13 protein-coding genes are annotated in these 13,748 nt (G+C 65.9%); all 13 read right to left on the reverse strand.

The features are described 5' to 3' along the window. Nucleotides 1-939: acyltransferase family protein (locus AC1D01_RS06340; RefSeq protein WP_477865218.1), on the reverse strand; the 939-nt coding region annotated here is incomplete at its 3' end. After that, on the reverse strand, nucleotides 917-2,137 hold the full coding sequence (locus tag AC1D01_RS06345; RefSeq protein ID WP_477865219.1) for a hypothetical protein: 1,221 nt from the start codon (nucleotides 2,135-2,137) through the stop codon (nucleotides 917-919). The genes AC1D01_RS06340 and AC1D01_RS06345, both read right to left, overlap by 23 nt. A 74-nt stretch (nucleotides 2,138-2,211) precedes the next feature. Further along, on the reverse strand, nucleotides 2,212-3,102 hold the full coding sequence (locus AC1D01_RS06350; RefSeq protein ID WP_477865220.1) for a phytanoyl-CoA dioxygenase family protein: 891 nt from the start codon (nucleotides 3,100-3,102) through the stop codon (nucleotides 2,212-2,214). Beyond that, entirely contained in the window at nucleotides 3,099-4,517 is a 1,419-nt protein-coding gene (locus AC1D01_RS06355) for a hypothetical protein (RefSeq protein ID WP_477865221.1), read from the reverse strand. Before AC1D01_RS06355 ends, AC1D01_RS06350 begins: the two co-directional genes overlap by 4 nt. Next, on the reverse strand, nucleotides 4,514-5,569 hold the full coding sequence (pseI, locus tag AC1D01_RS06360) for a pseudaminic acid synthase (RefSeq protein ID WP_477865222.1): 1,056 nt from the start codon (nucleotides 5,567-5,569) through the stop codon (nucleotides 4,514-4,516). The genes AC1D01_RS06355 and pseI overlap by 4 nt, the downstream gene beginning before the upstream one ends. 38 nt (nucleotides 5,570-5,607) lie before the next feature. Beyond that, nucleotides 5,608-6,105: a GNAT family N-acetyltransferase gene (locus tag AC1D01_RS06365; RefSeq protein WP_477865223.1), complete on the reverse strand. Its 498-nt coding sequence runs from the start codon at nucleotides 6,103-6,105 to the stop codon at nucleotides 5,608-5,610. A 35-nt stretch (nucleotides 6,106-6,140) separates the two neighbouring features. Continuing rightward, nucleotides 6,141-7,664 carry a UDP-2,4-diacetamido-2,4,6-trideoxy-beta-L-altropyranose hydrolase gene (gene pseG / locus AC1D01_RS06370; RefSeq protein ID WP_477865224.1) on the reverse strand — a complete coding sequence of 508 codons (1,524 nt, stop codon included), beginning with the start codon at nucleotides 7,662-7,664 and terminating at the stop codon, nucleotides 6,141-6,143. Between the two features lie 3 nt (nucleotides 7,665-7,667). Then, nucleotides 7,668-8,954: an aminotransferase class III-fold pyridoxal phosphate-dependent enzyme gene (locus AC1D01_RS06375; RefSeq protein ID WP_477865225.1), complete on the reverse strand. Its 1,287-nt coding sequence runs from the start codon at nucleotides 8,952-8,954 to the stop codon at nucleotides 7,668-7,670. Between the two features lie 3 nt (nucleotides 8,955-8,957). Continuing rightward, nucleotides 8,958-9,623: a class I SAM-dependent methyltransferase gene (locus tag AC1D01_RS06380; RefSeq protein WP_477865226.1), complete on the reverse strand. Its 666-nt coding sequence runs from the start codon at nucleotides 9,621-9,623 to the stop codon at nucleotides 8,958-8,960. Beyond that, entirely contained in the window at nucleotides 9,620-10,387 is a 768-nt protein-coding gene (locus AC1D01_RS06385) for a cytidylyltransferase domain-containing protein (RefSeq protein ID WP_477865227.1), read from the reverse strand. The genes AC1D01_RS06380 and AC1D01_RS06385 overlap by 4 nt, the downstream gene beginning before the upstream one ends. A 1-nt stretch (nucleotide 10,388) precedes the next feature. Further along, entirely contained in the window at nucleotides 10,389-11,276 is an 888-nt protein-coding gene (locus tag AC1D01_RS06390) for an aldo/keto reductase (RefSeq protein ID WP_477865228.1), read from the reverse strand. Further along, nucleotides 11,273-12,433, reverse strand: a complete 1,161-nt coding sequence (pseC, locus tag AC1D01_RS06395; RefSeq protein WP_477865229.1) for a UDP-4-amino-4,6-dideoxy-N-acetyl-beta-L-altrosamine transaminase — start codon at nucleotides 12,431-12,433, stop codon at nucleotides 11,273-11,275. The genes AC1D01_RS06390 and pseC overlap by 4 nt, the downstream gene beginning before the upstream one ends. Before the next feature lie 14 nt (nucleotides 12,434-12,447). Further along, nucleotides 12,448-13,455 carry a UDP-N-acetylglucosamine 4,6-dehydratase (inverting) gene (gene pseB / locus AC1D01_RS06400; RefSeq protein WP_477865230.1) on the reverse strand — a complete coding sequence of 336 codons (1,008 nt, stop codon included), beginning with the start codon at nucleotides 13,453-13,455 and terminating at the stop codon, nucleotides 12,448-12,450. Nucleotides 13,456-13,748: the final 293 nt, after the last annotated feature.

Raw genomic sequence — 13,748 nt, forward strand, 5'->3', positions numbered from 1 at the left:
GACGATCGCCATGGTGACTGCGGCGCTGGCGTTCGGCAGCAGCTTCGACACCGCAATGAACGCCAGCGGGTGCAGAAGGTAGGTGCCGTAGCTGATGTCGCCGAACCAGTTGCAGACCTTGTGGGTCCATGGCCCGGTCGGCCGGAACTGCGATGCAGCGAAGACAAGCGCGATGGACATGAGAGCCAGCACGACGCCCCTGGGTCCCGTCAGCGTTGCGGTTGCCGTTTCGCCGCTGAGCGAGACGATGGCCGGTGCACAGACCGCGACGAGTGCGAACCGCAGCCACGGTGGCATGCTGCCCCCCACCAGCACGAATCTCCCGATCAGGCAACCCGCGAAGAAGTACGCGACGAAGGCCTGCGGCTGGATGTACGACGCCCAAGCCGACCGGAAATCCGGCGTTCGGGCCAGCGTCAATTCGATGAAGGCGACCTGCAGCGCAAAGAGGACGGCTCCCAGGATCCATCGGGAGCGTGAGAAGGCAAATGCCATCAGCACCGGGAAGGCGAGATAGAAGACGAACTCGATGCCGAGCGACCATCCCCCCAGGACCATCGAGTTGACACCTGGATTGCCCAGACCGAACAGCAGCGACGTCGACAGGAGGCCTTCCCACCAGGCCTGCGAGGTCGGTCCTTCGGCGTGAACCTTGTGGACCAGCATGACGACGCTGGCCAGCAGGAAGAGCGGCATCAGGCGCGCGAAGCGCAACAGGATGAAGGCAGTGAGCGGATACCCCTCATCGAACTTGTCGCGGTATGCGATGGTCAGGCTGGCCCCGCTCAGCACGAAGAAGATGTAGACGCCGAAGAGGCCCCATGTGTGGTGCTCTCCCAGCCCTTTCCACAGCGTGACGTGGTAGAGCAGGACAAGCACGGCGCACGCGCCGCGCAGCAGGTCGAGCCCGACGACTCTAACGGGGGCTGTGCGCTGCATGGGATCCAATGATGGTGCTCACCCGCGGCTTGCGGCGGCATTTCCGCTCCCATGCCGCCAGGGCAAGAATTCCGAAATAGCTCACTGCGTAGGTGTTGAAGATGCCGGTGTAGGGCACCACGAACAGCATGCCGGCAGTCAGGCACCTCAAGGTCAACCCGTACACGGGGCCGGTGCCGAAGCGGATCGCCGTCCTGGCCATCAGCCACATGACCAGCAGGAACGCGACAGGGAACAGGATCCCGAAGTCGATGTAGAGGTCACCCATGAAGCCCCACCACAAGCCCTGATTGGTCAGGGGCGCGTCGGCGCCCGGAGTCAGCGGAAATCCGATGAGTCGCAGAACGGGCGATATCACGAGAAAGAGGGAATGCCTGCCCAGAGCGTATGGGCTTGGGTTGTCCGCGATCAGGCGGATCAGTTCCGCAACGCTTTGCGACAGGTAGATCGACAAGGTGAAGACCGCCACGCCGAGCTGGTCGATTACATGGCTGCCGAGTGGAAGTATCTGGACGCCGAACAGCCGCGCGATGTAGTCGGCCGCGACGGAGTCGTCGCCGAAAGATGCCGTGAATCGCTGGTTGGTCGTGATGACCATGAAGATCGACAGCAGGCCGGCCACGGTCACGATCGGCCACTTCTTCTTCAGCCAGGGATGCGCGACGATGTGTGCAGCAATGGCAAGGCAGATGATGTAGAAGATGAACTGCAGGCGGCTGACGTTCAACTGGAAGTTCTCTGCCAAGGCCAGGCCGATCAGCGCGGCGGCGATCAACTTCTTCCAGCGCGCAGCGCTGGTTCGCGTGTAGGCGACGAAAGCCACCAGGGCGACGAAGAAGAATGAGCGGACCAGGTTGCCGATGCTCGACAGGATCGACGAACTGGAATTGCCTTCGAGCGATGCCTGCACCATCGCCACATAGCGTTCCTGGAGATTCTCGAATGAGCTGTCGCCGAGGATCGAAGCCTGCTCCCTCGCAACCAGCCAGCATCCCACGATTGACAAGATGGAAAAGCACCACACGGCCCGCCAATAAGCCTGCGGTGGGGCCGCGAGCACCGGCGTCGCCAGGCGGCGCCGGTGCTCGCCATGAAGCAGGACGGCATGGCCGGCTGCGATCAGCACCAGCACGCCCGCGATCTGCAAGGCAGAGAGCGCCGTGAACGAAGCTATCGGAAGCGCCAGCAGCACCAGCACCGGTGCCCACCCCCACGCATAGGCGCGGGAGTACAGCGCCCTGCTGTGCATTCCTGATGGTTGCGGCGGCGGTTTCACTGCGATTGAAGGTAGAGCCTGTTGACGTACGGGTCGATCTGCTGATCCGTCGTCGACGGTGGGATCGGCGCATACCGGTACACCGCAATCGGATTGATCGAGTACTGCACTTGCAGCAGCAGCCTGCGGCGCTTGCGCGGCGGCTGCCCCTTATGCAGCCCAAAGGTGTCTTCCAGGAAGGCGTCGCCGGTGCGGCCCTGGATCTTCAGTTGGTCCTCGGGCTTGAACGCCGCCTCGACCTCTGGGTCGGGAATGCGCCGAATCCGCAGGAACCCCGGGTGCCGGTGCGAGCCCCGCACGAAGCAGTGCGGCCCTGCGTCTTCGTCGACGTCGCTCAGGTAGACGAAGAGCTTCACGAAGCGCCATTCATCGACGTCGCGATGATAGTTCTCCGCCTCCTGCGCGCTGCCGTCGGCTGGCAGCGACCACCACACGCTCAGGCTCGAGATGGTCGGCTTGCAACCCAGGTAGGCCGCGGCCGCGGCCAGCAGCTCGGGATGGTTCGCGATCGCGACGATGTCCGGGCTGCGCAGCAGGTGCGCAGTCGCGTACTCGGCCACGTGCACGTTGGCAGGCACGTCATCCACCGTGAAGCCGCTGCGGCCCGGCGCGAAGCGCTCCTTCAGCGGCTGGCCTTCGAGGTGCGCCTTGATGCGTCCGACCGTGTCGGGCGACAGGAACGCCGGTAGGAACGCGACGCCGTCGCGCTGCAGTTCGGCGCGCAGGCGGGCCGTGCGATCAGGGGCTCCCGCCGGCTGCGTGGGCCGCCAGGCCGGCCGCAGCGCGGCGACGCCCGAGGCAAGCACGCGACGCAGCGGCGCCCAGGTGCACACCCGCTGCACCGCAAAGGACCACAGCGACGGCCGCACCAGCAGGTCGAGTCTCATGCGGCTTCCCGGCTCGCGATGGCCGTTTGCTCGGCCGGACGGGCGGGGGCCGCTGGCGCCGTGCGCCGTGCTGCCGCCGTGGCCAGCGCCTGCGCCAGGTCCTGCGGGTTGCAGATCGGCCAGCGCTTGCCGGGGCGCAGCTGGCGCATGGTGCTGCGCAGGCATTGGCGGATGAACTCCAGCCGCTGCTGCGGCGTCGGTTCGACGTGGCCGGCGATCTTCTGCGCGATGCGCTGCGGCCACTGGCCCAGGTCGTCCAGGTCTACGTGCAGTGCATTGGCGTACGGGAACCAATAGCTGGTGTCGCAGAACGACACGATGGCCTTGCCGCGGATGTACGCCTCGACGCCGATGCTGCCGGCCCCCATCAGCACCGTGTCGGCGGCAGCCAGCACATCATTGCTGTACTCGAGCGGCGGCACGCTGATGACCTGCGGCAGGTCACGGATCTGCCGGTAGAAGGCCGTGCTGCGGGCCCCCAGCATGTGCAGGTGCTCCTTCACCACCACGGTGAAATGCGGTGCCAGCGTGCGGCAGATGTCGAGCACCGTGCGCTCGTACTGCAGCGCTCGCCGGTTGCCGATCCAGTAATCGATCGTGGCCTCGGGAAAGTAGCCGAGCGGGAAGTACAGCACCGGCTTGGCCGCGCCCTGGCGGGTCGCTTCCAGCCGAGCACGCCAGTCGCCATGGAAGTCGTTCGGCGACGGGAAGTCGCTCCAGCGGCGGCGCTCCACCACAAAGGGCAGGCAGGCGTAGTGCATATGCAGCGGGTCGCGCTGCAGCCGCGCCCTGGCCGCGAAAACCACCTGCTTCACGCGGTAGCGCAGCATGGCCTTCAGGTGCCGCACCCGCGTGTAGGTGTCCTTCTGCAGGTAGTTCTGCCGGAAGGTGCGGTCGGAGATCTGCCCCTGCACCTCGGTGGTCTCGGCGTCGTCCGGCTCGCGGAAGTTGAACGGCAGTCCGTAGCCGTACTCGGTGACCTGCACCTTGCCCGGGAAGTACGAGTACGCGAAGCCGACGTACACCAGGCCGCGCCGGCGCGCCAGTTCGGCGAGCAGGTGCGTGACGTAGTCGTCGACCATGTGCGACAGCACGGCGACCGGCGCATGCTGGTCGAGCTCTTCGCTCAGCACCGAGGCCATCGCACGCAGCATCCGCAAGGCCTGGTCCGGCGCCAGGTTGCGCAGGAAGCGGCAGCGGTCGATGACTTCCTGTTCGGCGGCGGCATCGAAGCCCGCCGGTTGCGGCGCCTGGCTCAGGCGGGCRTAGAAGCGGGCCCGCGTGTCAGTCGTGCCTTCGCTCTGACCGTCGGTCAGGAAGCGGAACTCGAACCCGTTGCCCAACGCCGCGACGTTCTCGCGGAAGTCGGGGATCAGGTAGGGCCGGCAGAAGACGAAGATGCGGGTGCTGCTCATGCAATCAGATCCCATGTGAGCGGCGTGCCAGGGGCGGCGTCGCGGCCGATCTTCTTGCCCAGCACAATGTCGTAGTACTTCGGCGGCAAACCGAAACCCGGGCGCACGATGCRCACGTTCTCTGCCGTCAGCGTGTCGCCCGCCTTCAACGGCTGGGCGACGTACAGCGTACGACGAAACGCTCGCGATTTTTCCTCGGCCTTGGAGCCGCCATAGCGCACCTCGCCCATGCCCTGCCAGGCCCGCTCGGATTCGATGCGAAGCTGCGCGAATTCGTCGGGCTCGAGCGAGAACGACGAGTCGACCCCACCGTCCGCACGGCGCAATGTGAAGTGCTTTTCGATGACGCTGGCGCCCAGCGCTACCGAAGCCACCGCGACGCCGCAGCCCATCGTGTGATCCGACAGGCCCACTTCGCAGCCGAACGCTTCGCGCATGTTGGGAATGGTGCGGATGTGGGTGTTGTCCGGCGTGGCAGGGTAGGTGCTGGTGCACTTCAGCAGCACAAGCTTGCTGCAGCCGGCGTCGCGCGCCGTCTGCACGGCCTCGTGGATCTCGCCCAGCGTGGCCATGCCGGTCGAGATGATCATCGGCTTGCCGGTGGAGGCCACCTTGCGGATCAACGGCAGATCGGTGTTCTCGAACGAGGCGATCTTGTAGGCCGGCACGCCGAGCGATTCGAGGAAGTCGACCGCGGAGTCGTCGAACGGCGTACTGAAGCAATGCAGCCCGTGTTGCGCCGCGCGGTCCATGATGGGCTTGTGCCAGTCCCAGGGCGTGTGAGCCTCCTTGTACAGGTCGAACAACTGGCGGCCCGCCCACAGGCTGTTGGGATCTTCGATCACGAAGCCGGCCGCCTGCACGTTGAGCGTCATCGTCTCGGCGGTGTATGTCTGCAGCTTGATCGCATCGGCGCCGGCGCGCGCCGCGGCGTCGACGATCTCCAGGGCGCGGCTCAGCGATTGGTTGTGGTTTCCCGACATCTCGGCGATGAGGTACGGGCGGCTGGCGGATCCGATCGGGCGGCCGGCGATGTCGAATGATGTTTGCATGTGAATGCCTTGAGGAGCCTCTGGAGACGGCGAGGCCGTCAGGAGCTGAAGATCGAGAACAACAGGACGTCCTCCGGACGTTGGTCGAGCAGCGCGTGGCCGCGCAGCACGGCCTCCTGCTCGAAGCCTGCGTTGCGGAAGGTGTGGATGCTTGCCGTGTTGGAACGATAGATGCCGGCCACCAGCTTGCGCAGGCGCAGCGAATCGAGCGCGAAGCGGCTCAGCAGCCGCACCGCCTGCGAGCCGTAACCGCGTCCCCAGTTGGCCGGGTCACCGAGCATGATGCCGACGTCGCCCACCAGGTGATTGGGGCTCCAGGCGACCTTGATGTTGCCCACGTGCTGGCCGTTCACCCGTTCGCGAATGCCCAGTAGCAGGATGTTCGGCGATGCCAGGCAGTGCTCGACGTAGCTGAGCAGCTCGTCGACCTGCGGTGTCGCGAACCGGACCTCCAGATACTGGGTCACGTCGCTGTTCGACAGCCAGCTGAGGTACGGGGCGGACACGTCGGATTGCCGCAGCTGGAACAGCTCCACGGTGGAACCTTGGAGAGCAGCAATGAAATCGTCGCTTACGACCATGACCGAACTTTCGGTTGGGGCTGGTACGGCATTTCGCTGCCGCGGAACTGCTTTGAAAACGCCGTTCCCTCGCCCGTATAGTGCGCAGAGAGGAAAAGGCGACGCGACGCCGCGTTGTGCTCCCGCACATCGGCATCGATGGCGAAGGGGCCCTGCACCAGGTGCCCGAGCGCCTGTTCGCCGGCACCCAGCAGGCCGGCCCCGAGACCCAGGCCGTGCAGCGCGGGGTCGAGGTAGAGCGACACCTTGAAGCGGCCGGGCCCCGTGCGGTCGAAGCGGATCGAGCCCACCGGGATGCGACCGACGAAGCCGATCCACAACGAGCGGTCGGGGTCGGCCAGTACGCCGTCGAGCCAGCGGCAGTGGCTGTCGTAGGCGATCTCGCGGCTGTCGTGCGAGGCGCGGCGTGTGCTCGGGTCGCTGCGCCAGGCGTACAGGCGCGACGCGTCTTCGGCGGTGGCGGGTCGCACTGCAAGCATCGGTGCCAGCATGTGCAGCGCGACGCGCTGCGCGCCGCGGCCGTCGACCAGCGTCATCGACTGGCGCGCGAGCGACAGGCGCCGCGCCGGATCGTCGGCCAGCACGGCGACCGCGCGGCCGAGCGTGGCAGGTTGCAGATCGGGCGCCAGCGCGACGGCGCCGATGTCCGCCAACTGCGGCAGCACCATGCGCTGGTTCTCGGCGCAGACCAGGCCGAGCGTCGGCGCACCGATGCAGCAGCGCTCCCACATCGCACCGCCGCCGGCACCGATCTGCAGGTCATGGTGTGCGAAGAAGGTGGCCAGATCGGGCAGGTCAAGCGTCAGCGTGGTCTGCGGCCAGCGGCCGCACGCCTGCATCAACGCCGGCAGATTCGGGTTGGCGCGGGTGCTGACGACTTCGATCGGTCCGGTGAAGCCAGCCACCTCGCGGCAGGCCTGCAGCGCGGCAACCGAGACGTTGTCCGGGTCGGTTCCGCCCAGGAAGATGCCGATGCTGCGCACCTGCTCGTTGAAAGGCTGGCGTTCGGCTCGTGCGTATTGCGGTCCGAGCAGCGCGAAGCGCGGGCCACCGAGCACGGCCGTGCCGACATCGATGCGGCCGGAATACTTGCCGCGGTGATCTGCCGACAGGTTGTGATCGATCAGCAATGTCGCGGCGAGCGGCCGGTCGGCCAGATCGTCGATCACGGCCACACGGGTCGTGAGCACGTGTGCCACGTGCTGGTGCCATGCTTCATCGAGCGCATAGTGGTCGACGATCACCCAGTCGACTGCGGCAGTCGTTCGCAGCGCGGCGAGCGTCTCGGCGGCGTCCTGCAGCGGCGGAACGACCTCGGGCCCGCCCTGATCGCCGAGCAGGTGCAGCGTGAACGGCGTCGCCTCGAGCTGCGCGGCCACGTCGACGCCGAGGCGCCGGCTGACGAACACCAGCTCCGCGCCGGCTTCGTGCAGCGCGTGTGCGAGCGACAGGCAGCGTCTGATGTGCCCGAGCCCGAGGCGCGGCGAAGCATCGACGCGTATGCAGATCCGCATGTGTCAGCGCAGCTTGAACAGCGGCACCAGCGGTTCGCAGCGCAGCAGGGAGCGCAACCGGCCCTGGTCGAGCGCATGGCCGATCATCGGCAGCACCTCGCCATAGGCCAAGACCAGCGCCGCGATGTCGGCCTCGCTGTGCGCGTAGTTCACGTTGTGCGTGCCGACCGTCAGGAATCCGCGCTGGTGCATCTCCTGCATCAGCAGCGTCTTGATCTCGAAGACGCTGTGGCCACGGGCCTCCTTCAGATTGAGAAACGTCCAGGACGGGTGGCCGCTGAGCGAGAACACATCGTCCAGCCGATGGGTCTTGATCACCTCGCCCGCGCCGGCGAGGATTGCGTTCCCGCGTGCGGCCAGCGTCTCGGCCACCGGTTCGCGCTTCAGCTTCAGCAGCGTGGCCTTGGCGGCCGCCAGCGACAGCGTTTCTCCGCCGAACGTGAACGAGAAGAAGATTTCTTCCATGAGCTTCATCACGTCGCGCCGGCCGGCCACAGCCGACACGGGGTAGCCGTTGGCGAGCCCTTTGCCGAAGGTGGCGAGGTCGGGCGTGACGCCGAAGAATGCCTGTGCACCTCCGTTCGCATAGCGGAAGCCGGTGATGGTTTCGTCGAAGACCAGCAGCGCGCCATGTTCGTGAGCCAGGGCCTTCACGCCTTCGAGAAATCCTGGCTGCGGATGGGCGACGTTCATCGGCTCGAGAATCACCGCTGCAAAGCCACCGGGCTGCTGCGCCAGCACCTTGCGCAGGGATTCGAGGTCGTTGTAGGCGAAGGTGTGCGTGAGCGCGCGGGTTGCCTCCGGCACGCCGCGGTTGCGGGCCGTACTGCCGATGTACCAATCCTGCCAGCCGTGATAGCCGCACACGGCGACATGGTCGCGGCCGGTGAATGCGCGCGCGACGCGGATCGCCCCCGAAGTGGCATCGGAGCCGTTCTTGCCGAAGCGGACCATCTCGGCGCAGGGAACCATCTCGCAGATGAGTTCGGCGACCTCGGCTTCCAGCGGATGCGGCAGCGAGAAGATCACGCCCGAGTCGAGCTGGGTGCGCACCGCATTCGTGACATCAGGATCCTGGTAGCCGAGCGTGATGGACGCGAGGCTGCTGACGAAGTCGATGTATTCGTTGCCGTCGACATCCCAGACGCGGGAGCCCTTCGCATGCGTGATGAAGTAGGGCGAGACGCCGTGCGGGTACTGCGTGCGGCTCTTGCTGAAGGTCTGGCTGCCCAGCGGAATGGTTTTCTCTGCACGCGCCAGCGCGGCCTCGGATTTCGTGAAGCTTTTCATCGGTCAGTCCTTGCGATAAGCATGTTCGGCGTCCTTGCGCAGGATGGACAGGCCCAGCCGTTCTTGCGGGTCTGCCACCCAGCCGTCGCCGCCATGCGACAGGCTGAATTTCTCGACGAGACGGTAGTCGGGGTTGGCGAGCAACAGACGCGAGTAGTCCATCTTGTACGACCACAACCCCGGTCGGTGGTGATAGGGGCGCTTGCATGGTACGTCGGGGTCGAAGTCGAGGATCGCCAGCGTGCCGCCGTCGGCCAGCACGCGATCGGCTTCGGCGATGCTGCGAAACAGCAGTGACCGGTCGACAAGGTACAGGCAGAAGCCGAACCAGACCATGTTGAAGTGCGCGTCCGGCCATGGCAGCCGATCCGAGGTGCCGCACTGAAGATCGACGTCAGGCAGGCGCTGAAGCCCGGCCCGAACGGCTTGCATGGAGGGATCGATGCCGTGAGCCAGTACCGGGACGAGGCGTCGCAGTTCCTCGAGATTCACGCCCTCCCCGCATCCGATCTCCAGCACGCGATCGTTCGGGCGGACGTGTGCTGCGATGCGCTTGGCGAGCTCGATCCGCCAGGGGGAGGCCACTTCGAGGCTGGCTCTGTTGCGGGTGAACCAAGCATCGGCTTCTCCGCCTTCGAGGAATGCCTGTTTCTGGATCGGAGTGGTCATGGCGTCCCCATCTTGTCAGCCAACAGGCTCTTCACGAGCCCTTCATTGCGACCGTGCTGATTGATCGCCAGCAGGCGCGGATGAGCTTCCAGCACGCGATAGAAATCGAATCGGTCGCCACGAGAGGGGTCGTCGATGCCAGCCGTGGCCAGCAGCGAGCTCACGAACTTCAGGTCGTCTTCGTAGTCAATCGTCCACCGCAGGTGCGACATGTCGCCGAGGCCGCGGACGTTGGCCGAGCGGAATCGGTCGCCGTGGTTTCGAAGGAAGGGCGTGACGTGCTCCCGGTCGGATCCCAGGCGGGCTTCCCGGTGCGCCGCGTCCAGGGCGTCGAAGGTGAAGGCCTCCACATCCAATCCGTCCGGGAACGTGGGCGGAGCCACATTCGACGCGTAGGACAAGCCGGCTTCTGCCACCAGTCGTTCGAGCACGGAGTCCACGAGCTCGGGGTCCATCAGCGGGCAGTCTCCGGTGAGGCGCACCACGATGTCGGCCCCGCCTGCGACTGCGGCGCCATGGAAGCGCGAGAGGACGTCGTCGAGGCTGCCTCGGTGGCAAGCGTGGCCATGCTCACGGACACAGGCGGCGAGGGCGTCGTCGGATGCATCGTCGCTGGTGGCGACGACGACCTGGTCGACGCGCTTGACGCGGCTCACGCGTGCCAGCATGAAGGCGATCATCGGCATTCCGCACAACGGGCGCAGGACCTTGCCGGGGAATCTCGAACTTGACGTTCGAGCCTGGATGATGGCGACGGTCTTCATGTCAGTCGAGCCTCTTCGGGGGCCACAGTCGCGGATCGACGGCCTGTGGCTGATTCACGGCAAGTTCGGGCGCCTGGATCGCCTCGGCGAGTTCCCATTGCATGGCGATCTCCTCCAGCTGCTCGAGGTTGTCCACGCCGACGACGCATCGGCCGACCACAGGCCAGCCCTTGATGACCGACAGCGCCGCACGGATGGGCGGCATGTCATGGGTGCGGCACCAATCCTGCCATTGGGCGATGGCAGGGGCCGCAGCCGGCACGCGTCTCTGCGCGTCGGCGACAGGCATCAGCAGCAGGCCCTGGAGGAAGGCTGAACGCACGTGCAACTCCACCGCCGCCGGCCAGGCGACCGCCGCCAGGCGCTGGTCGAGCGCGTTGCCCGGCAACTGGGCGATGCCGATCTCCAGATCTGCTGCCAAGCGCGCGACGGCCTGTGGGTCGTAGCCGGAGGCTCCGAGAACCATGCCGGCGTCTCGAGCACGCGGAACCAGCGCGTTCCACGCTGCACGCCCTTGCGGGGACTGCAGGTCGTCTGCGTTGTGGAACATCAGGGCCTTCAATCGCGGCCCCAGGTGCCGGCGCGACGTTTCAAACGCCTCGACCGCTGCGGACGCCGCATCGGCGGGGCTGAGGTCGCCGTGCATCGCCGGCAGCTTGGAGATCACCCGGAACTCGAGGTCTCCCATCAGCCGGGCGAGCCGCCCCTCGATGGATCCGTAGGCCGCCGCGGTGTCGAGGGTGTCGATTCCGAGATCCCAGGCACGGCGAAGCAGCGTGGTCACCTCGGCTTCCGGGATCGGCTCGGCTCGTCCGGCAACACCGTAGGCGAGGCCGAACTGCACCGTGCCCAGCGCCAGCCGGGGTGTCCGCGTGGAGGCGTGCTTCACGTCAATGCTCTCCGCAGGCATGCGATCACGTGATCCTGATCGTCGTCGCCGAGGCTGGCGTACATCGGCAGGGAGATCGCCGACTCGTAGTAGTGTTCGGCGACGGGGTAGTCACCCTTCCCACGGCCGAACTGCCGGAAGTCCGGCTGCAGGTGGACCGGGATGTAGTGCACGTTGACGCCGATGCCCTGGGCCCGCATGGATTCGAACACCTTGCGGCGGCCCGGCGTGGCGCCTTCCACGAGATTGATCACATAAAGATGGAGTGCGGACCGGGATCCCGGCACGCGCCGAGGCGTGATCACCGGAAGGTTCGCCAACGCCGCGTCGTAGCGGTCGGCGATCTCGTGCCGGCGGGCCACCCACTCGTCCAGGCGCCGCATCTGCGACACGCCGAGGGCGGCTTGCATGTCCGTCAACCGGTAGTTGAACCCCAGGGCGTGTTGCTCGTAGTACCAGGGGCCCTGGGACTGGTCCTGCAGCAGGCCCGGGTCGCGCGTCAYGCCGTGCGACCGGAACAGGGCCATCTTCGCGGCAAGATCGGCCCTCTGCGTCAGGGCCGCGCCGCCTTCAGCCGTCGTGACCAGCTTGACCGGGTGGAAGCTGAACACCGTCACGTCGCTGTAGCTGCCACGGCCGACAGGTTCGCCGCGATACGAGCCACCGATGGCGTGGGAAGCATCTTCGATGATGCCGAACCCATACTGTTTCGACAGCTCGTGGATCGCTGCCATGTCTGCCGGCTGCCCTGCGAAATGAACGGGGATCACCACCTTGGGCAAGGTATTGCTGCGCTGGGCGGCGGCCAGCCTGGTGGCGAGGGCCTGGGCGCACAGGTTGTGCGAGATGGGGTCGATGTCGACGAAATCGACCGAGGCACCGCAGTAGCGTGCGCTGTTCGCAGTGGCAAGAAACGTATTCGGGGTGGTCCAGACCGTATCCCCCGGGCCGACGCCGAGGGCCAGGCAGGCGATATGAAGCGCCGACGTCGCGCTGTTGACCGCCAGTGCGTGGGCTGCTCCCGTGTAGGCGCAAAGTGCCGCTTCGAAAGCAGGCACCGCAGGTCCCTGCGTCAGGAAGTCGGACTTCAGGACCGACACGACAGCGGCGATGTCTTCCTCGCTGATGCTCTGCCGTCCGTAGGGGATCTGTTTCATGGTCAGCCCTTCAATCAGTCAAGCTGCGTTCCGACGTGCTTGCGGATCAACGCGCGCAGCTGATCGACGGTGAGAAAGTCGGTGTTGGTCCCGCTGTCATAGGCGAAGCCTTGCGGAACCGGCTTTGCTCCGTTCTTCTCGCAGTACTCCTCGATGGAGAAGGGGCCTCCGCTCGGCAGGATCGCATAGTAGCCACCCAGGTCGACGGTATTGAAACTGTCGCTCGCCGTGATCATCTCCTCGTGGATCTTCTCGCCGGGACGGATCCCGACGATCTGCTGCTTGCATTCGGGGTCGATGGCCGTCGCGACGTCGACGATGCGGTAGGACGGGATCTTCGGCACGAGCACCTCGCCGCCCCATGCGTTCTCGATCGACCACAACACCATGTCGACGCCCTCCTGCAGGGAGATGTTGAAGCGCGTCATGCGGTCGTCGGTGATCGGCAGCACGCCGGTGCGCTGCTTCTCGAGGAAGAACGGAATCACCGAACCGCGGCTGCCCATCACGTTGCCGTAGCGCACGACGCTGAAGCGGATGTCGCGCTTGCCGCGGATGTTGTTGGCGGCGACGAACAGCTTGTCCGAGCAGAGCTTGGTGGCGCCATAGAGGTTGATCGGTGCAGCCGCCTTGTCGGTCGAGAGCGCAACGACCCGCGACACGCCGGCATCCAGGCAGGCCTCGATCAGGTTCTGGGCTCCGAGCACGTTGGTCTTGATGCATTCGAAGGGGTTGTATTCCGCAGCAACCACCTGCTTGAGCGCGGCCGCGTGCACGACGACGTCGATGCCCTCGAGCGCGCGGCGCAGGCGGCTCTCGTCACGGATGTCGCCGATGAAGTAGCGCAAGCCTTCGTACTTCTTGCTCGAGAAATGCTGCTGCATCTCGAACTGCTTCAGCTCGTCGCGCGAATAGACGACCAGTCGCTTGATGTCGGGATGCTTCTCCAGGACGGTCTTGACGAACGCCTTGCCGAAGGAGCCGGTGCCGCCTGTGATGAGGATGGACTTGTCGTTGAGCATGAGGGGGCTTGCGAAGGGGGGGTTCAGGAGCGGGAGGACGCGTATCAGCGACGGTCATCGCGTGGGCCGGGCCATCGACGCCCGGCAACGTGGATCTTTGCGTTCTGTTCCATGGGTGTCGGTTCGTTTCAGTTGTCGGGCGAAATCCCATGGCCATTGGCGGCCACTTCCTGGCGGAGTTGCTGAATCTGGCGCTTCAACGTCTCGTACTCGCGTTCCTTGAAATCAAGGAAGGACTTGGTCAGTTCGATGCGCCGCTTGACGCCGGAGGGAGTCAGCACATAGAGGTAGCC

Source organism: Rhizobacter sp. P3_B12, assembly GCF_056402895.1.

What these genes read in the sequence shown, in the direction of transcription:
- AC1D01_RS06350 (WP_477865220.1), bottom strand. Translation starts at nt 3,102, where the DNA reads ATGAGACTCGACCTGCTGGTGCGGCCGTCGCTGTGGTCCTTTGCGGTG.
- AC1D01_RS06385 (WP_477865227.1), bottom strand. Translation starts at nt 10,387, where the DNA reads ATGAAGACCGTCGCCATCATCCAGGCTCGAACGTCAAGTTCGAGATTC.
- pseG (WP_477865224.1), bottom strand. Translation starts at nt 7,664, where the DNA reads ATGCGGATCTGCATACGCGTCGATGCTTCGCCGCGCCTCGGGCTCGGG.
- AC1D01_RS06380 (WP_477865226.1), bottom strand. Translation starts at nt 9,623, where the DNA reads ATGACCACTCCGATCCAGAAACAGGCATTCCTCGAAGGCGGAGAAGCC.
- pseB (WP_477865230.1), bottom strand. Translation starts at nt 13,455, where the DNA reads ATGCTCAACGACAAGTCCATCCTCATCACAGGCGGCACCGGCTCCTTC.
- AC1D01_RS06375 (WP_477865225.1), bottom strand. Translation starts at nt 8,954, where the DNA reads ATGAAAAGCTTCACGAAATCCGAGGCCGCGCTGGCGCGTGCAGAGAAA.